Source organism: Kribbella sp. NPDC026596 (genome assembly GCF_040638415.1).
Taxonomy (GTDB): domain Bacteria; phylum Actinomycetota; class Actinomycetes; order Propionibacteriales; family Kribbellaceae; genus Kribbella.
In genome coordinates this window covers 22582-40361 of record NZ_JBEZYF010000066.1, presented here as the reverse complement: position 1 = coordinate 40361, position 17780 = coordinate 22582, and the positions used below count along the sequence as shown (strand labels likewise).

The window sequence follows — 17780 nt, the reverse complement described above, 5'->3', positions numbered from 1 at the left end:
GCGTACAACAGGCGCGGGCTGCGCGCATCAGACCGGCTTGCGTGCCGAGACGGAGTACATGGTCAAGGACAGATGGAACGCTCCCCGGTCGGCGGCCGCGGCGAGACCCTGGGCGAAGGCGTCGGCCTCGGCCGGCGTGATGACGCCGGCCTCGGCGGACGTCAGGTGCATCATCGACACGAATCCCTGGCGCGCGCCCTCCTGCGGCTCGATCCAGGTGGCGGCCGTCTCGCCGGTGATCTCGAGGCCCGCGTCGGCGAGCAGGCCGCGCAGTTGCCGGCCGGAGAACGGGTTCGCGGACCCACCGAGGAAGTAGTCGATCATCCGTTGCCGTACGTCGGGATCGGCCGGATGGATGATCGCCGTACCCCAGTCCGTGTCGATCAACGCGATCCGCCCACCAGGACGCAGTACGCGCGCCATCTCCCTGACCACCACCGTCGGATTGTCGACATGTTGCAGGACCCGCTCACTCCGCAGCACGTCCACGGACTCATCGTCGAACGGCAGTTCCTCCGCGTGCCCATCGACGTACTCGGCCCGCACCCCGTTTGAACGCCGGACCGCTTCCGCCCGGAGCCCCGGACTCGGCTCGACCCCGACCGCACGACCGTTCGGTCCGACCAGCTCAGCGAACGCGACCACGTCCTCACCCGTGCCCGAGCCGACGTCGACCGCGGTCTCGCCGGCTGCCGGGTCGACCTGGGCGAGCACCCACGCCTTGAGCGTCCGCACGGCGGGCCGCGCGGCCATCTCGTCGAGGATGAAGGCCTGCCGCTCGATGTTCTGCTCGCCGACGTGCTTCAGCCTGAAGTTTCCCCGCCTAGGGTCGACCGCGGGCTCGTCCGGCACCTGAGTCTCGGCCATCTGATCTCCCCCTCCAGTACGCCGAGAGTAGCGCCGGACGAGCCCACCCCCGAAGGCCCTTCCCTGGGCACAACCCTTTAGGGCAAGGGCTGCCATTCGTCGTCGCTCATCCGGAGGATCGCCCACCCCACCGCGGCGAACCCGGCTGCCTGCAGACCCCAACCGAACAGGTCCAGCGTGTGATTCGGGATGATGATCGCCGCGACGAAGTGGATCGGCTGCGACACCATCACCGCCACCGCGGCCCACCGGGCGACGATCCGGGACCGCCACATCGCGATCCCGAGCAGGACCGTGCCGACCACGTGCCCGATCACGAAGACCGCCCCGGCCAGGTTCATCGATCCGTGCGTCACGTCGACCGCCTTCGCGATCGACGCAGGGTCCAGCCCCGCCGTTCCCGCCGACCAGGTGAACAGGTCACTCGACGCCGTCCACGGCAGCGACAGATACCCCGGTACGACGAGGAACAGCGCGATCGCGGTCAGCCAGGGCGCCCCTCGCCGGGTCAGCCGGCCGACGGCGTACGCGCCGGGGACCAGCGTGAGGATCCCGATGTACCCGAGCCAGATCACCAGGGAACTGCGATCCAGATTGTCGACAATCTTATTGACGATTGTCGGAACGTCGTCAACCGTGTCGTAGGGCAGGAAGTACCGCAGCAACGCGATCGCGGCCGGCCCGATCGGCAGGATCAACGCCGCGACCCACCGGGACAGCGGTCGTACGTCGGCGCGCGTCGTACGCGTCATCGTCTGAGTCATCGCGCACCTACCAGCTCACGCGACGGCAGGAGCACCGCCACGACACCGAACACCGTTGCCGCGACACCGACGCCCGCAGCTGCCACCGCGGCGGCCGGGACATCCGACGCGAAGAACGCAGGTACGGCGAGCAGCGCCGACGCGAGCCGCAGCGTGATCAGCGGAGCCAGTGCCCACCGCTTTCCCTGCCAGACGAAGGCGAGGAGTACCAGGCTGACCAGCCCGACCACCGACCCGCCGATCGCGATCTCCATCGGCGGGTGGTCCCCGTCGGTCAGCAGCGGCCCGAACAGATCCGCCACTGACAGCAGTCCGAGCACGACCAGACCAGCCCTGTTCATCCGAGACATCTTGTCTACCCCCTAGTCAGGTTTCTCGATGCCTCCACCGTCGGGGCTCACCCGAGGATGGCGCCTGGGCGCGAGATCCCACCCGCTCAGGCACTTCCCCGGCCTCGGCGGGAACCCAATCCCGAGACGCCGGGACACTTCCGGGAGCACACTGCCGATATGACCTCACCTGCCGGCAGCCCGCACCCGGGCTCACCCGCCGCGCTGAGTTCAGCCGCGGACCTCGCGGCGACGCCCGTCACGAGCCGTCGCGGGCTCGCCGGCGGGCTTGGTGGGTTCGCCGTCGCCGAGGTCGTCGCCGCCCTGGTGCTCGGCGCGATGGTCGGGTGGGGTTGGCGCGAACTGGTGGACGGGTTCGTGGTGACGAACGGGCTGATGGGCCTGACATTCGGTCTGTGCGGCGCGGTCATCGCGTGGCATCGACCGGCGAACCCGATCGGCTGGCTGTTCATCGCCGACGGCATCGGTCACGCGACCACGGCCCTCGGCGGTACCCTCGCCCCGCTGATGGCCGACGCCGGCGCCTCCACGACCGTCCAACGTCTGATTGTCACCATCGCGTTGGTGTCCTGGCCGTGGTCGATCGCTCTCTTCCTCCCACTGGCACTGTTGCTCTTCCCGACCGGCCGGCTGCTCAGCCCTCGCTGGCGTTGGGCGGCGATCGGCATCGTCGTCACGGCGCCGCTGTTCGTCCTCGAGATGGTCGGGAGTGGCGACACGATCTCGCCCGGCCTCCCCCAGGGCTACCTGGCCATCTCGTCGTACGACGACCTCCAGCCACTGTGGACCGCCGCCGAGCTGCGCAACCTGGTCGCGTTGCTGCTGGCAATCACGTGCCTGCTGATCAGATACCGCCGAGCCGACGAAATGGGCCGGCGGCAACTCCTGTGGTTGCTGCTGGCGTCCGTCATCGCGCTCCTGTTCGTCACTCCGTGGGCGTTCATCGCGGGGACTCCGATCCTTGTCCTGCTGGCGATTCCGCTGATCCCGATCTCGGTAGCGGTCGCGATCGTGCGCTACCAACTGCTCGACATCCGGCTGGTCGTCTCTCGCGCGCTGACCTGGGCGCTGCTGTCGTTGGTTGCCATCGGCGCCTATGCGGCCCTCGTCGGGCTCCTCGACTCTCTCATCGCGTCCCAGGTCGGCCGCTCCGCCGCGGTCACCGTCTTCGTCGCGCTGATCATCGCGCCGGTCCTCCCGCGTCTCCAGCAACTCGTCGACCGAGCCCTCTACGGCGACCGCCACGACCCCGCCCGCGTCGCGTCCCGCGTAGGCGAACAACTCTCCGCCGGCCTCCCCGGCGTCATAGCCGCCATCCGCACCGCCCTCCGCCTCCCCTACGCCGCCCTGATCGTCGACAATCAGACGATCACCCGAGACGGCACGCCCCTGCAGACCGAGGTGCGGCTGGAGTTGGAGTACGGCGGGCAGGTGGTCGGATCGCTCGAAGTCGGACTGCGCTCGGGCGAGTCCGGCTTGTCCTCAGCTGACCGCGATGTGCTCGGGCTGGTCGCCGTACCGCTCGCCGTCGCCGTGCACGCGACCCGCCTGTCGACCGAACTGCAGTCGTCCCGCGAGAAGCTCGTCTCAGCCCGCGAAGAGGAACGCCGCCGCCTCCGCCGAGACCTCCACGACGGCCTCGGCCCGACCCTGACCGGCGTCGCGTTCACCGCCGACGCTGCCGCCAACCTCGTCGCCACCGACACCGAGCGAGCTCGAGAACTCCTCGCCACCCTCCGCGCCGACACGCGCACCGCGATCGCCGACGTACGGCGCCTTGTCGACGATCTGCGTCCACCAGCCCTGGACGAACTCGGCCTGATCGGCGCACTGCGTCAACGCGCGGATCAACTGTCGTTCCGTGCCGACGGCGCGTCCATCCAGGTCGAGGTGTCGGCAGACGGGCTCCCGACCCTGCCCGCCGCATTGGAGGTCGCCGCCTATCGCATCGCGACCGAGGCGCTGACGAACGTCGTACGGCACTCCCGCGCGACATCCGCCGTACTAGCGTTGCGCTGTGACGCCGACCTGGAGATCGAAGTGACCGACGACGGCCCGCCGAACGGAGCCTGGCGACCGGGCGTCGGCCTCCATGCCATGCGGGAGCGCGCCGCCGAGCTGGGTGGAAAGTTCGAGGCGGGTCCGACCCCGCGCGGTGGGGTCGTCCGAGCGCGTTTTCCCTTGGAGCGCAGATGATTCGTGTAGTGCTGGCTGACGATCATCCCGTCGTTCGGGCGGGCCTTGCGGCACTGCTCACCTCGCTGGACGGCATCGAGGTGGTCGGTGTCGCGTCGACCGGGCGCGAGGCGGTTCGTGAGGTGATCACGATGCGCCCGGATGTCGCCGTACTCGATCTGCAAATGCCCGACCTCGACGGCTTCGCGGCAACACGCGAACTCGCACGGTCAGCTCCGGATGTCGCCGTACTCGTGTTGACAATGTTCGAGGACGACGACTCCGTCTTCGCCGCGATGCGAGCCGGCGCCCGCGGCTACCTCGTGAAAGGCGCCGAGCAGGAGGAGATCGCCCGAGCAATCCGCGCAGTCGCCGCCGGTGAGGCCATCTTCGGCCCCGGGGTCGCTCGGCGCGTGCTCGGCTTCTTCTCCGCACCCCCACCCGCCGCCGAACCGTTCCCCGAACTCACCACCCGCGAGCGCGAGATCCTCGACCTCCTCGCCGCGGGCCTGTCCAACACCGCCATCGCCGACCGCCTGAACCTCGCCTCGAAGACCGTCGCCAACAACGTCTCCACCATCTTCACCAAACTCGGCACCGCCGACCGCTCCGCCGCCATCATCCAAGCCCGCAACGCCGGCCTCGGTTCGGACGCCGACTAGCGGATCGCCTGGAGATAGCGGTTGCCGATCGTCTGCAGATGTTCAAGGAGGGCGGGCGGTCCGTCGACGTGGAAGTCGAGGCCGAGCATGCCGATGTAGACGGCAACGATCTCCAACGACTCGCCGCCGGTGACGAGCACGCTCGTACTGTCGTCCACCGACTCGACCACACCCACGGCCGCATGGATGCGCGACAGGACTTCCTCGGCCGGAGCGAACACCGTGATCCGGGCATGTACCTTCCACCCGGTCGACGCAACATCGCGCAGTACGAAATCGGTGTAGTCGTCACCGGGCATCGGCCGCGGCTGGTAGCGACGACCTGTTGCCATTCGCAACGACATCCAGTCGACCCGGTACGTACGCCACTCGCCGGCTTCGTCACGTGCGACCAAGTACCAGTACCGCTGCCAGCTGACCAACCGGTACGGCTCGACCAGCACCGGCAGCTCGTGGCCGATCCCCGACCCCGCGCTCCGCATCGAAACACCGTCCGGCAGCACATAGTCGAAGCGCAGCTGGTGCTCGTCGCGGATGCACGCGGCGATCGCGGTCAGTACGGCGGGTTCGATCTCGGGAGCCTCGACGTTCGATCCCGTGATCTCCGGGCCTTTCTCCATCGCGCGGTGGACCGCGTTCACCTGGCGCCGGAGCCGGTGCGGCAGGACCTGCTCCAGCTTCGTCAACGCCCGCGCACTGCTGTCCGCCATCCCGGCGATGCTGGCGCCGGTATGCAGCCCCACCGCGACCGCCACCGCTTCCTCGTCGTCGAGCAGCAGCGGCGGAAGCTTCGCGCCGACGCCGAGCTGGTAATGACCCGCCGGCCCACGCGTCGCGTCCACCGGGTAGCCGAGCTCGCGGAGCCGGTCGATGTCGTTGCGAACCGTCCGCGTGGTCACCTCCAGCCGCTCGGCCAGCTCAGTGCCGGTCCAGGCCGGCCGGGTCTGCAGCAGCGCGAGCAGGGACAGCAACCGCGACGAAGTTTCCAGCACATCCGTCTCCCAAATAGGAATCTGATGTTCCTATACGGATTCTACGGTAGAGCCATGAACACGAACGAGAGCATCCGGACCTTCACCGTCGACATCGCCCAGGCTGACCTGGACGATCTGCTCGCCCGCCTTGCGCGGACGCGGCTTCCCGAGCCCGTTCCTGGCGACGACTGGGAGTACGGCACCCCGAACCACTACCTTCGCGAGATGGTCGACCACTGGCAGGACGGGTTCGACTGGCGCGCGCAGGAGGCGCGGATGAACGAGTTCCCGCACTACCTGACCGAGATCGACGGCCAGACCGTGCACTTCATCCACGTCCCGTCCAAGGTCGAGGGCGCGACCCCGTTGCTGCTGGTCCACTCCTACCCGGGGTCGTTCGTCGACTTCCTCGACATGATCGGCCCGCTGACGGATCCGGTCGCGTACGGCGGCTCGGCCGAGGACGCCTTCTCGGTCGTCGTCCCGTCGATCCCCGGCTTCGGATTCAGCGCGCCGCTCGTCGACCGTGGCTGGACGATGGCCCGGGTCGCTCGGACCTTCGACACCCTGATGCGCCGGCTGGGCTACACGTCGTACGGCTCGCACGGCTCCGACGGGGGCGCGATGGTCTCGCGGGAGCTCGGCCTGCTCAATCCTGAGGGCTTCCTCGGGCTGCACGTGCTGCAGCTGTTCTCGTTCCCGTCGGGCGACCCGGCCGAGTTCGAGAAGTTCACGCCCGAGGACTACGCGGCGCTGGAGCACCTGAAGTGGTTCCAGTCGGTCGGCGGGTACAACGCGATCAACTCCACCCGCCCGCAGACCGTTGCCGTCGGCATCTCCGACTCACCGGTCGGGCAACTGGCCTGGAACGAACTCTTCAACAGCTTCGGCAACGGCACCAGCCTGGTCACCCGCGACCAGATCCTGACCGAGGTCTCGCTGTACTGGTTCACCAACTCGTCGGCCGCGGCCGGCCGCTACCACTACGAAGAGGCCCACGCCGGCACCGAGCCCCAGCTCAACCACGCCCCCACCGGCGTCGCCGTCTTCGCCGACGACTTCAAGACGATCCGCCCCCTGGCCGAGCGCGACAACACCAACATCGTCCACTGGTCCAACTTCAAGACCGGCGGCCACTACGCCTCTCTCGAACGCCCCGAGGACCTCACCACCGACATCCGCACCTTCTTCCGCAACTTGTAAACCACCCACCCTGGGCCGGCTCGCTTGACGAGCCGGCCCATCACGTTGTCAGGCTGATAGTGCCGATGATCTTCGGACCGGCGGTATCCAGAACCAGGATGCTCGACTGGTAGATCCGGTTGACATAGATGCGCTGACCGTCCGCACTGACCGCCAGACTCGTCGGCAGCGACATGTCATCCGTCAACGTGGCTACGACCTCGCGGCTGCCGAGGTTGACGACCCGGATGGCATCGCCGTCGTCAGCGGTTCCCAGGACGAACAGCCGTTTGCCGTCCGAGCTCAGTCCGGCGGCCTGCGATCGACCCGGCAGCGTGACGGGCGTCGGCCGGGACTGCTCGACGTTCGTGTTGATGACGGCGTACGTCGTACTGCCGATGACGTAAAGGGATCCGTCCGGGCCGGGGGCGAGGTCGCTCGGCTCCGCGCCCACTGTGATCGGGCTGCGCGCGGGTTGCCGGGTCTTGACGTCGATGACCGCTACCGTGGCGGAATCCCTGCCAGCCACGAAGAGCCGATCGCCCTTCTCGCTGATGGCGAGGTCCGACGGGGTCGGTCCGCTGGCCAACGGTCCGCCGACCGTTTTCATCGTCGCCGTATCGACCTCGGTGATCGTCTCCGCCTGCTGGCTGAGCACGTAGAGGCGTTGGGTGGCGGTGTTCAGCGCGAGATTGGTCGGCTTGGGCGCCACGGCGATCGGCCCGCCGACCACCTGCCATGCTGAAGTGTCGATCACCGAGACCGAGTTCGCTCCGCCGTTGGCGACGTACAACCGCGCGCCGTCCGGGGACAGCAACAACCGGGTCGGTTGGTCACCGACCCGGAGTGATTCGCCGACCTCAGTGCGCGTCGTCGTACTGATCTTCACGACTCGGTCGTTGGAGTAGTCCGCGGCGTAGAGGAACTCGCTGTTCGGACTGATCGCCAGCCCGAGTACGAGCGGGCTCTGCAGCGCCGGTGGAATCGCGGCGACTGCCGCGGCGCCGAGTACGGCGGGGGCCAGCAACGCTGCCGCGATCACCCAACGGCGGGTCGACCTGGTGACGGTCTCTTGCTGGACTCGACCTGTCCGCATCACGACGAGACCGAGGACGAGCCAGACAACGAAGAGGGCGATCAGCGCGAGCTGTGCGGATACGAATCCGCTCGGACTGTGCAGGAGGCCGATCCAGACGGCGAATCCGCCGAGTATCCATCCGGCTAGGACAGGTCGTCGTAAGCCAAATAGTGGGCCGGCGATCGCCAGTTCGGCAGCCAGGATGCCGAGCGCCGCTGGGTAGACGGAGCGTGGGGCAATCGATAGGTGTCGGGCAACGCCGGCGTTGTGGTGGTAGTCGTAGGTCAGGATCACGAGGATCAGAAGTGCCGCGGCTGCTCCTAGCGCGATGAGGAGCATCTGGGGCGGACGTCTCAGCTCACCAGTTCGCAGCAGCATGAGCCATCCGATAGCGCCGGCCGTCAGCCATGCTGCATGCGCTCCTACGGTGAATCCGGTCGACAATGCGCCGAGACCGCCCAGGCCCGGCACCTGGTGGGTAAGCCAACCGATTACGAGGGCGGCGCCGGCCAGCGCTGGAGCTGCAAGGCCTGCCGTGAACGCAACCGCCGACGACCGGAATCGGATCTGTGCCGCGACGGCGCAGGACAGGACGGTTGCGACCGCGATCAGGTACCAGGGTTGCTGTTGGAAACCCACGAGCGCAGCTGCGATCGCCGCTCCCGCTGCGACCAAGGTTGGCGTGACCACTTGCCAGACAATCTGCGGTGGGTCGAGACGCGCGCGCCACCGTCTGGCTGTCGCGCGCCATCGGCTGGCCGTCGCCTTTGCCGCCGCGCCGAAGGTCGGGCCGGAAGGACGCCGCGCCGGCTGAGCACGGTCGGCCGCCACTGGGAGCTGCTGGGCCGGCGCGGGCGGTGCGTCGAGGAGGGCCTGCGCCGCGGCTGAGAGCGCTCGACTGTCGTCGTCGAGAAGTCGTTCCAACCGGGCCCGGGCAGTCCGCCGTACCAGCTCATTGTTTGCCCGAAGCAACTGTCCGAGCGGTTGGAGCGCAGTCTCGCGGATCGCCGGGAGCGGACTGTCCAACGCCGTGGTGATCTGCTCCGGCAGCGTCCACCGCACGTTGGATGCGATGATCGTCCGGCCCTCGACATCGGCGAATTGCTTCGGCCGCTGACCCGGCTGCTCGGCGACGACCGCGTCGTACACGTAGCTGTAGAGCTCGTCGACAGTGATGTCACCATCCGCATCGAGATCGGCGGCACCACTGCGCAATCCCTCCACGACGTGCCTGGTGAAGACCGACTGCGCCGCGTCGCCGTGAATCGTGCTGCCCTCGAACGCGTATTGAGTGGAGTCCGTTGCCGTCAGCACCGTCCGCCCGCGACCGCCGAGCTCGGCCCCGGTGTGCACTGCCGAGTCCGCCTTCGCGAACTGCTGAACGGCATACGCCCCGCTGTAGCAGCAATCCAGGATGAGGATCTTCTGCCGCGATGAACTCTCGGACACCGCCTCGTCGACCAGATGCGCCGGCAGCGCGCTGAACCGCAGGCTGTCGCGCTTGGTGTTCTTCATCGCCAGATAGAGCCGGCCGTTGTCGTCCTTCAGGCCGTGCCCACTGAAGTAGAGCAGTGTCAGGTCATCGCGTTCACTGGCTGCGTAGAAGTCCGCGATCGCCTCGCCGACCCGATGCGTCGGCTCGTTGATCAACATCTGCACGTCGAACCCGGCGACCGCCGGATCCGCCAGCACCGCCGCGAGGGCCTCGGCATCCTGCGCCGGCGCCGTCAGCCGCCGCAGCCCGGTGTCGTTGTACTCATAGGTGGCCACCAGCAGAGCCCGCCGACGCCCCACGACTCAGCTCACTTCGTGCTTGCGCAGGAACGCCTCGACCAACTGCTGCTTCTCCTCGGTCGACGCCGCATCGACCTCGATCGAGTCCCCACCGATCGTCAGCTTCACCCGCTGCCCCTGGCCGCGCCGCCCGAGCCAGTCCTTCAGGATCGCGATCAGGAGCGGCACCATCCCGCCGGCTCCACCGAGCGCGACCGCAACGGCGTTGAACGCGGCCGCGTCGCCTTTGCTGCCCTCGGGCGCGGTCGTCATCACGGCCCGCGTCTCGAACTCCCCCAGCTCTCGCCGCAACTGCCTGATCCCGCGATCCGCCAGCTCAGGATCGTCATCCAGCAGTACGACGTCCACCCAAACCCCCACGACCATCCCTCCCAGGATCGCGCCCTATGATCCCGGTCCGGCACCGATCCCGCAACGGTCTGTAGCCGTCCCCCTCCGGTCCGGCGATGCGGGAGCCCGGAGTGCGAACGCACTCCGGGCTCCTTTGGGCTCCACCCATCTGGAGGGACGTCCGGGCAGAGCTTCCTTCTCCGGGCCGACCTCAGGCGCTGTGGCGTTGCTGCCACCAGGTCCGATGCAGCCGCGCGCACTCATGACCACAACGAACAGCTCGGTGCGCGAGGTGTACCCGAATCCTGCACCGGCCCACACGCCGATGCTCCAGCGAAGACCTCATAACCTTCCCCCTCAGAGATCCCCATCCCCGGTCCGCCCCTCGAACCAGGCGGTCTCCTCACGGCAGGTCGCGCGTTTCCCCCCGCGCTCCAGCGCGTTGTGCACCCCGGCCCCCCAGCCGGCACGCCGCCAGAATCCCACTGCCGACGCTACGCCCGGCCCACCCACCCGACAACGCCTGACCTCGGTTCAAACGATCACTTCTCCTGGTGCCGGCTCAAAAACGCCTCGAGCAGTTCAGCCCGTTCATCAAACGTCGGCCGCTCCATCTCGATCGAGTCCTCCCCCAGTGTCACCACGATCTTCCCCGGACTCTTCCGCCGCTGAATCCAGTCCCGCAGTACGGCGACCAACGTCGGCACAACCCCACCAGCCCCCACCAACGCCACCGCGATCGCCAGAGACCCATCATCCTGACTCAACCCACCAGGCCGTCCCGCCACCACCTCCTGAGTAGGCACCCCCTCCTCAGCCAACTCCCTCCGCAACTGCTGGACCGCCTTCAAACACCTCTTGGCATCCACCCCCGCCCCAGGCACCACCCGAACCTCAACCCAATGCCCTTCACCCATCCCGAACTCCCATCGTTGCCCAAGGCCCCCTGTGGATAACTCCCCACCCCAACAGCCCACCACTCCTATTCTGATGAAAACGCCCGCCCCACCGGAAGGACCACCATGGAGTCCGACGAAGACCACATCTGGGTAGTCAACACCCCCACCGCCACCGAACTCCTCCCCCACATGCTCGAACGCTTCCGCCTCGGCCACCTGGACCCCCTGATCTTCGGCGACACCACCGAACCAGAAGGCGTCATCGTCCCCTTCAAGGTCTGGCAAGCCCGCGACGCCCGCGCCCTCGACTACGACGGCGGCCCTGTGGATAACTCCACTCCTGAGTAGCGCCGGGCTCCTATTCTGATGACGATGCTCGACCAACCGGAAGGACCTCTCATGGACCCCGACGAAACGCAGTACCTACTCCCTGACGGAGGGACGGTCTGGGTGCTGTCGACCTCGGAAGCGTCGAAGAATCTTCCGAACCTCCTCGATCTGTTCCGTTCGGGCGCGACCGAACCCTTGATCTTCGGCGACGCCGGCCAGCCTCAGGGCGTCGTCATACCCTTCGAGGTCTGGCGCGCTCTCGTCGAAACCGCCACCGACGAGGAAGGCTTCGACTCGAGCTACTCAGTCCTCCGCCACCGCCTCAAGAACCAAGAAGGGCCCTCGGTTCCACTCGAAGAAGTGGCCGCCGAAATCGGCTGGGATCTCGACGAGGAGATCGACGACTCCGAGTTCCGCAAGCCCAAATGACGCAGTACCGCCTCCTTGTGCACCGGGACGTGCTGCACTACCTACGTACACTCGAGCGGGCCGCCGCGACCCAACAACCCGGCGGCCTGCGGGACCGCGAGCTACGCGCCCTGAAGGCAGGCCTTCGCGCTATCGCCAACGGCGAGGAAGAACATTTCGAGGGCAAGCGGCTCGGCTTCACCACTCACGACCTGAGTGACTGCGCGGAGATCAAGCTACCCGTCATCCCCGAGTCCCGCGGAAACCGCGAGCTGGGATCCTCGCACCGCTTGCTCTACCGCGAGTTCGAGCCCGAGGACGGCGGTCCGCCATACCGTGAGGTCGTCTGCTTCGAACATCGTGGCGGAAACCGCCCTTTTGACGTCGCCGCCAAGCGCTTGGGTCGCGCAGTAGGCGTCAGACGCCAAACGCTCCACGCGCTCGGAGCATCGTCCGACATTGCCCCTGTCCGCCAACCCCTCCCACCCGACCTCCGCAAAGCCCTGGCCGCAGCTTCTGGTGTCGCGCCTGCCCGCGGCGCCGTCACCGCGCAACAGTCTCCTGGCCGACTCGCTTCACGGAAAGACGACCGTCCGCCCGGCCGAGAGATCTAGTTGGGCTTCCCAGCCGCCGCTCGGTGGAATCTATCGCCAACCGCCTTCACCGCGGCTGCCAACTCCGGCGCATCCAGTACTTCGAAGTCCGCATCCATCAGCGCCAACCAAAGAGCCAACTGATGCGCATCATCAGACCCGAGCTCAACGATGCACGTATTGTCGTCGACGACCTCGGGCTCGATCGGAATCGGCATCCGATTCTGGACGTACAGGGACGACGCCTCCACGCGGATGCGCGCTCGGTAGTGCCACGACGCCTTCCCCACAGAACGCCGTACGAACTCCGTCACATCCTCCTCGGGCAACTCCCGCGGCGTGAACCGAGCGCCGTTGGGCGTCCTGAGGTTCATCCGATCCACCCGAAACGTCCGCCACCCCTCCCGACCGTTGTCCCAGGCAACCAAGTACCACCGCCGCCCCCAAGCCACCAACCGATGCGGCTCCACCATCCGCGGCGGCACCACCTCCGCTTCGCCGGCCGCGCCCTCATCCCCCCGCGGCTCGCCTTCCCAAACCCCGCCATCCGACCCGCCCGAATAGTCGAACCGCAACCGCTCCCGATCCCGAATCGCCCCCGCCACCGCAGTCAAAACCTCAGCATCAACCCGAGGCCCACCCCCACCCACCGCAACCGTCGCCCCAGCCACCGCCCGCACCCGCTGCCGCAACCGCCCCGGCAACACCTGCTCCAACTTCACCAACGCCCGTACGGACGTCTCCTCAATCCCCGCCACACCCCCAGCCGCCGCAGTCCGCAACCCCACCGCCACAGCCACCGCCTCCTCGTCATCCAGCAACAAGGGAGGCAACTCCCCACCAGCCCTCAACCGATACCCACCCGCAACCCCCGACCGAGCCTCCACCGGATACCCAAGCGACCTCAACCGCTCAACATCAGTCCGCAACGTCCGCGTAGAAACCCCCAACCGCTCCGCCAACTCACCCCCACCCCAATCCCGCCGAATCTGCAACAGCGACAACAACCGAAGCAACCGAACCGACGTCTCCAACATCCCTGCCTCATCGCAAGCATCGCGGTGGTTCCTCCGTGAGCGCCCGTCCCTCACCTTGAAAGTCGCCGCGATCGTAGGACCGGTTGGCCTGAGCGACTCGGGTTACAAATCTCGCGCTCACCAGGCCGCGAGCCGCGACCATCGGACACCGGCACCGTCGGATCATGTCACGCGAGCGACTCCATCGCCGATGTGTCGGCCAGGGGGAATGATGGGGAGAGACGTAGTCGCTCGACGGCATTTGGGGGACGTCGGCCATGAGTAGGTCAGTATTGATATGACTGTGATGTCTGATGTCGCGCTTCCGGCAGGATATGCCCGCTGGCAAGAACGGCTGGGGCGGGAGTTCTTCGGCGGTCGACAGAACCAGCCAGTCGTGCTGTTCATGGACCGCGACGAGCTCCAGCAGATCGCGAGCGAAGGCGAGGATGGACTTGACTCGCTGACCAGTGCCGTCCGGGAGCTTGTCGATGTCAGCCACGGCGCCATGATGTTCACGGATGTAATGCGGGCAGAGGTGGCATGGAATATGGGAGCGCGGCGAGGACCGCCACCAACGTTGCCAGTTCTCGCGCTGAGTATCTTGGCCGCCTCCGACATGCACAGTGACACATCGGGAGCCCGCCACAACACTATATTCGGCTGGCACGCGCCCTTCTACCCGGTGGAACCGACGCAGAGCTCGACGAGATCCGTCATAGCCTTCGTGAGCGAGGAGCGTTCGCGGTCGTCTCGTCGATGTGGCAGCGGGTCGACCAGTGGCTCGGTGAGCAAGCCTGAGCATTCGGAATCTCGACAATCCGCGAGCATCCAGACGTCGCGGGTCGCATCAGCACAGGATCCGATCATGCGGCAAGCGACTCTTGAGATGTTATTCTCCTATGATGTGAGCACATTCCTTTAATACGACCTAACTGGTTCCGAGAGCCTTCTTCAGCTTGGCCTTAGGCATTAGAGCATGCTTCTTTTTCTGTGCATTATTGTAAACAATTCGCGGGATCAGCGAAAAGTCCAGCCTGAGGGAACGCAGCCTGTACGTATCAACGCCTGAAGATTTACTTGGACTGATGTCGAGGCCCAGCTCTCGCAACTCCCGCAGCCGCCGTTCAGAATGCACGGAATCGCGAGTCGGGATCCGAAGTAGACCAGCTGGCACTTCGGTATCGAATCGCTGTAGAAGGATCTGGAATAACTTCTCGTGCACCCTTGATCCATAGGGAACTGTTAGATATGGCCGTGGCACGACGTCTCCATATTGGTCAGCCATGGCCACTGCAAGTTCATCCCGGATCTGATGGAATTCAACACACGGCTCAGGAAACTCCATCTCGAGACGCGCTTCCATCACCTCGGCGACTATCCGCTTACTATAGACATATAGATCAAGAACGTCCCGCGCCCGTCCCCCAGATTCCAGGGATGCCGCTAGCTCCCTGATTGCGAGGACCGCGCTGGGACGTAACTGGTCCCAGCGATCCTCGGGTTGTTGCGCATCTGCGGTCTTCCGCGACTCCACTTCCTCACTCCCTCCGCATTACTCAATGATAAAGGGTCCCGATCCCTCACATAACTCAGGACAGCACAGGACGATCGGGTGCACCAAACCCAGTTGCACTGCCGTGCTCGTGGGCTAATCGAAGCAGCCGCTGGCGATCCGCCGGTGGGCTCAGCTCGAGTATCGTCGCGAACCAAGGAGCTATATACATCGAGAGATATGGGAACTCACCCAGGTGCAGCACGGCGTCGGCGGGCACCCAGCTAGGACCAGGAGTCGCCTCCTCCCGCCGGAATGCCTGAAGGTCGAACAGCGGCTCGCCGCTCTCCGTCCCACGCTTGGCAAGATCTCTCGTCACACCAATGAGCCACCATTGGAACAGCCGATCAGACGGACGCTCAATCGCCTGCCTAACAGCCTTGCTTGACAGCTGCGCTGAATAGTATGCGGCCTCCACGAGGGCACTCGGCGGATCCGACTGGCCAAGCTCTTTCGGGGACAGGAACACTTCATCGTCGCGCTCGGGCGCCGCCACCGGGCGGTTAACTTCCTCTATCGAACTGCTGGCAATGTCGGCGCCTAAGTACTGCTTGATGTCAGCATAGAACTCGGCAGTCTCAGTAATCAGGATCCGCCCACCAGTCCGGAGCCTGAACTCGTCAATCAGATAAGGCCACGGCTGCTTCTTCTGCCCAAATCCTGCTTGCTGATACCAATCAACCTTTGTGTCGCCTGACACAAAGATCACTTTTGGCTCAGGAAGGTTTTGCGCATACTCGATAACCTCTTCCCACAATAAGAAATCTCCCGCTGCGAGAAGTTCAGTATCCTTGCCGAGGTCAGAGAAGCCGGGCGGGATGTTATTCGGATAGCGAAACTTTGTAGCACGCTCCACTCGAAGGCGCAAAGCGTCTTCCGTTACAGGTTCTCCAATCCTGTCGCCAAACAACTCTGCGATCGTAATCAGGAGCTCATCAGCACCACCGATAAACGCGCCGGGTCCGATATCGTGCTCATCCTTAATAGCCTTGGCACGCTCTATCAAGGCCGTCTTCCATTGCGCGGTGAATTGGTCAAATAGCTCACGGTTCATTAACGCATCGATCTCACCGAGGTTGTCGGGACCGGCATAGCTGACCATCAGGTTCTTTATGTGCTTCGCGGCGCTATCTATCTGCTTCCAGGCAGATTCGAATGCGCTGTTGACCTCGCGCGGAGCCCGCGACAGAACCTCATTCCGTCTCTTAATGACTCCGGCGCGACCTCGCACGAACTCCAGACCCGCTTGGTGAGGGAGCCACAGCCGATCTGACACGGATTGCAGAGCAGCGAGAAGCTGCTGGCGGGTGACTGGCGTATATTGGTAGAGATCCAAAAGCACATTTGTGTCTGGAACAATGATTGCACTAGGGTAATATTCTTGTTTCGCGGCGTCATCGGTCCCGTAGGCTGGTTCAATCCACGCATCAAAGTGGCGCAATAGCGGCGCCGGCTCGCCATCGACCTGCTGTTCTGGCATCTCTCACCCTATGCTGCTAGTCCTCAGACCAGGTTATCCGAGGAACGTGGACAAGTCGCTGAGGGCGCGTTGGTGAGACCGAGCTAGATCTCCGTAGCTCCCACTCGCGGCCGACGCCGGGTCGGATCGTCCTTAGCACGGCCTGTGCAGTATTGACGGTTGGGGTCGTCATCTGCACAGGGGCCGTGCGGAACAGCTGTAGCATTCCTGCATAGCCGTTCGACACACCACCGCACCGGGAACGGCCACGCTCAAACGCTCCTCGCTGGACGGTGCCCCGCGCGGACGGACTATTGTCGGCTCTTGTGACTGATGCTCCCCTGCCAGGCATGCCTGTCTATGCTCCGGATCCTGATCCTGAGCGCGACGAAGTGGTTCAGGCCTTCTTCGCCGCAGATCCGGATGGGAAGCGGGCGGCGGCTGTGTTCCGGGCGACGTATGACCAGTTGTACGACGGGCAGCACACTGGGCGGTTTCGGTGGGATCAGCTGTTCAAGACCGAGAAGACGCACTACGGGACGCTGCTCGAGATTAACCTGCGGCGGGAGTTCGACGATGTCATAGATGACACCGTCGAAGGTCGTGCGCTCGACTACTCGATCTGCGGGCACGACGTCGACTGCAAGTTCTCTCAGAGCTTCGGCGGGTGGATGCTGCCACCGGAGTGCTTCGGGCAGCTGCTGTTAGTGGCATGGGCAGACGATCAGCGAGGGACTTGGAGTCTTGGAGTCGTTAGGGCTACCGACGCCAACCGCCGGGCAAGTGTGAATCGTGATGGCAAGACTCAGCTGAGTCTGAAGGGCCGAGAGCAAATCTCTTGGCTGCACTTCGAGGCTGATCTGCCGCCTAACGTACTTCTTGGCCTCGCCCCGGCCACTCTTGCGAAGGTGCTTGCTCCGATGTCAGGGCAGGGACGAGTTACCGAGCTAATGCGGCTGGTTACGCAGCGCCGGATTGGGCGGAATACGATCGCAACGTTGGCGCAGCAAGACGACTACATGGCACGGCTTCGAGACAACGGAAACGGAGCACGGACCACACTTCGACGCGAAGGCTACCTGATCCCTGGCGGTGACTACGAGGCCCATCGGGCCGTGGCCAGGCGCCTAGGCGTACCGGTACCTGCACCTGGCGAGGTAGTCAGCTTCAGGGTCGTTCCCGCTAACGCGGATATGCCTTGGGCCATCGAACTAGACGGGAAGATTTGGCGGTTGGCACGTGATGATGAACAGGTGACGGTACCCGCGCCGAGGCTCCCCGACGTCCGCAAGGGACGGGGACGGACTTCGACCGACATTGCCGCCACATGAAGCCTGAGGCATA

The 17780-nt window shown here is 65.5% G+C and carries 18 protein-coding genes; 8 read left to right on the top strand and 10 right to left on the bottom strand.

Annotated elements, in window-relative coordinates; genetic code table 11:
- Nucleotides 1–27: 27 nt before the first annotated feature.
- The 3 genes from AB0E63_RS36960 to AB0E63_RS36950 all read right to left on the bottom strand — a co-directional run bounded on the left by AB0E63_RS36960 (nucleotide 28) and on the right by AB0E63_RS36950 (nucleotide 1972).
- The gene (locus AB0E63_RS36960; RefSeq protein WP_360376594.1) at nucleotides 28–867 is read right to left on the bottom strand and encodes a methyltransferase domain-containing protein; all 840 of its coding nucleotides are present in this window, start codon (nucleotides 865–867) and stop codon (nucleotides 28–30) included.
- 77 nt (nucleotides 868–944) lie between these two features.
- Nucleotides 945–1631: a hypothetical protein gene (locus tag AB0E63_RS36955; protein ID WP_360376591.1), complete on the bottom strand. Its 687-nt coding sequence runs from the start codon at nucleotides 1629–1631 to the stop codon at nucleotides 945–947.
- Entirely contained in the window at nucleotides 1628–1972 is a 345-nt protein-coding gene (locus AB0E63_RS36950; protein ID WP_360376589.1) for a hypothetical protein, read from the bottom strand. The genes AB0E63_RS36955 and AB0E63_RS36950 overlap by 4 nt, the downstream gene beginning before the upstream one ends.
- Before the next feature lie 168 nt (nucleotides 1973–2140).
- On the opposite strand from AB0E63_RS36950, the gene AB0E63_RS36945 reads away from it, so the two are divergent.
- Both AB0E63_RS36945 and AB0E63_RS36940 read left to right on the top strand, forming a co-directional pair.
- A complete protein-coding gene (locus AB0E63_RS36945) occupies nucleotides 2141–4177 on the top strand; it encodes a histidine kinase (RefSeq protein ID WP_360376586.1) in 2037 nt (678 codons plus the stop codon).
- Entirely contained in the window at nucleotides 4174–4818 is a 645-nt protein-coding gene (locus tag AB0E63_RS36940; protein WP_360376583.1) for a response regulator transcription factor, read from the top strand. Before AB0E63_RS36945 ends, AB0E63_RS36940 begins: the two co-directional genes overlap by 4 nt.
- Here AB0E63_RS36940 and AB0E63_RS36935 read toward each other — a convergent pair.
- On the bottom strand, nucleotides 4815–5810 hold the full coding sequence (locus AB0E63_RS36935; RefSeq protein WP_360376581.1) for a WYL domain-containing protein: 996 nt from the start codon (nucleotides 5808–5810) through the stop codon (nucleotides 4815–4817). The genes AB0E63_RS36940 and AB0E63_RS36935 overlap by 4 nt on opposite strands.
- Nucleotides 5811–5864: 54 nt before the next feature.
- Here AB0E63_RS36935 and AB0E63_RS36930 point away from each other — a divergent pair, with 54 nt between their 5' ends.
- The gene (locus tag AB0E63_RS36930) at nucleotides 5865–6995 is read left to right on the top strand and encodes an epoxide hydrolase family protein (RefSeq protein WP_360376578.1); all 1131 of its coding nucleotides are present in this window, start codon (nucleotides 5865–5867) and stop codon (nucleotides 6993–6995) included.
- 40 nt (nucleotides 6996–7035) lie between these two features.
- Here AB0E63_RS36930 and AB0E63_RS36925 read toward each other — a convergent pair whose 3' ends face one another.
- From AB0E63_RS36925 to AB0E63_RS36915, 3 genes are all read right to left on the bottom strand, one after another.
- Nucleotides 7036–9846 (bottom strand): caspase family protein, encoded by a 2811-nt coding sequence (locus tag AB0E63_RS36925; protein ID WP_360376576.1) that lies wholly within the window; start codon nucleotides 9844–9846, stop codon nucleotides 7036–7038.
- Nucleotides 9847–9849: 3 nt separating this feature from the next.
- Nucleotides 9850–10206 (bottom strand): hypothetical protein, encoded by a 357-nt coding sequence (locus tag AB0E63_RS36920; protein WP_360376573.1) that lies wholly within the window; start codon nucleotides 10204–10206, stop codon nucleotides 9850–9852.
- A 512-nt stretch (nucleotides 10207–10718) separates the two neighbouring features.
- A complete protein-coding gene (locus tag AB0E63_RS36915) occupies nucleotides 10719–11093 on the bottom strand; it encodes a hypothetical protein (protein WP_360376624.1) in 375 nt (124 codons plus the stop codon).
- Between the two features lie 105 nt (nucleotides 11094–11198).
- Here AB0E63_RS36915 and AB0E63_RS36910 point away from each other — a divergent pair, with 105 nt between their 5' ends.
- From AB0E63_RS36910 to AB0E63_RS36900, 3 genes are read left to right on the top strand one after another with little or no spacing between them, the layout of a single operon-like run.
- On the top strand, nucleotides 11199–11423 hold the full coding sequence (locus tag AB0E63_RS36910; protein WP_360376627.1) for a hypothetical protein: 225 nt from the start codon (nucleotides 11199–11201) through the stop codon (nucleotides 11421–11423).
- Between the two features lie 51 nt (nucleotides 11424–11474).
- Complete coding sequence (locus AB0E63_RS36905) at nucleotides 11475–11834, top strand: hypothetical protein (RefSeq protein ID WP_360376570.1); 360 nt, start codon at nucleotides 11475–11477, stop codon at nucleotides 11832–11834.
- A complete protein-coding gene (locus AB0E63_RS36900; protein WP_360376568.1) occupies nucleotides 11831–12427 on the top strand; it encodes a hypothetical protein in 597 nt (198 codons plus the stop codon). The genes AB0E63_RS36905 and AB0E63_RS36900 overlap by 4 nt, the downstream gene beginning before the upstream one ends.
- Here the strand turns inward: AB0E63_RS36900 and AB0E63_RS36895 are convergent.
- On the bottom strand, nucleotides 12424–13443 hold the full coding sequence (locus AB0E63_RS36895) for a YafY family protein (protein WP_360376564.1): 1020 nt from the start codon (nucleotides 13441–13443) through the stop codon (nucleotides 12424–12426). The genes AB0E63_RS36900 and AB0E63_RS36895 overlap by 4 nt on opposite strands.
- Before the next feature lie 277 nt (nucleotides 13444–13720).
- On the opposite strand from AB0E63_RS36895, the gene AB0E63_RS36890 reads away from it, so the two are divergent.
- Nucleotides 13721–14347 (top strand): hypothetical protein, encoded by a 627-nt coding sequence (locus AB0E63_RS36890; RefSeq protein WP_360376561.1) that lies wholly within the window; start codon nucleotides 13721–13723, stop codon nucleotides 14345–14347.
- Nucleotides 14348–14353: 6 nt separating this feature from the next.
- Here the strand turns inward: AB0E63_RS36890 and AB0E63_RS36885 are convergent, their stop codons facing one another.
- Entirely contained in the window at nucleotides 14354–14959 is a 606-nt protein-coding gene (locus AB0E63_RS36885) for a hypothetical protein (protein ID WP_360376558.1), read from the bottom strand.
- 55 nt (nucleotides 14960–15014) lie between these two features.
- Nucleotides 15015–16457 (bottom strand): PIN-like domain-containing protein, encoded by a 1443-nt coding sequence (locus tag AB0E63_RS36880; RefSeq protein ID WP_360376555.1) that lies wholly within the window; start codon nucleotides 16455–16457, stop codon nucleotides 15015–15017.
- Between the two features lie 329 nt (nucleotides 16458–16786).
- Between AB0E63_RS36880 and AB0E63_RS36875 the strand changes: the two genes are divergently transcribed.
- The gene (locus AB0E63_RS36875) at nucleotides 16787–17767 is read left to right on the top strand and encodes a NaeI family type II restriction endonuclease (protein ID WP_360376552.1); all 981 of its coding nucleotides are present in this window, start codon (nucleotides 16787–16789) and stop codon (nucleotides 17765–17767) included.
- Nucleotides 17768–17780 lie beyond the last annotated feature (13 nt).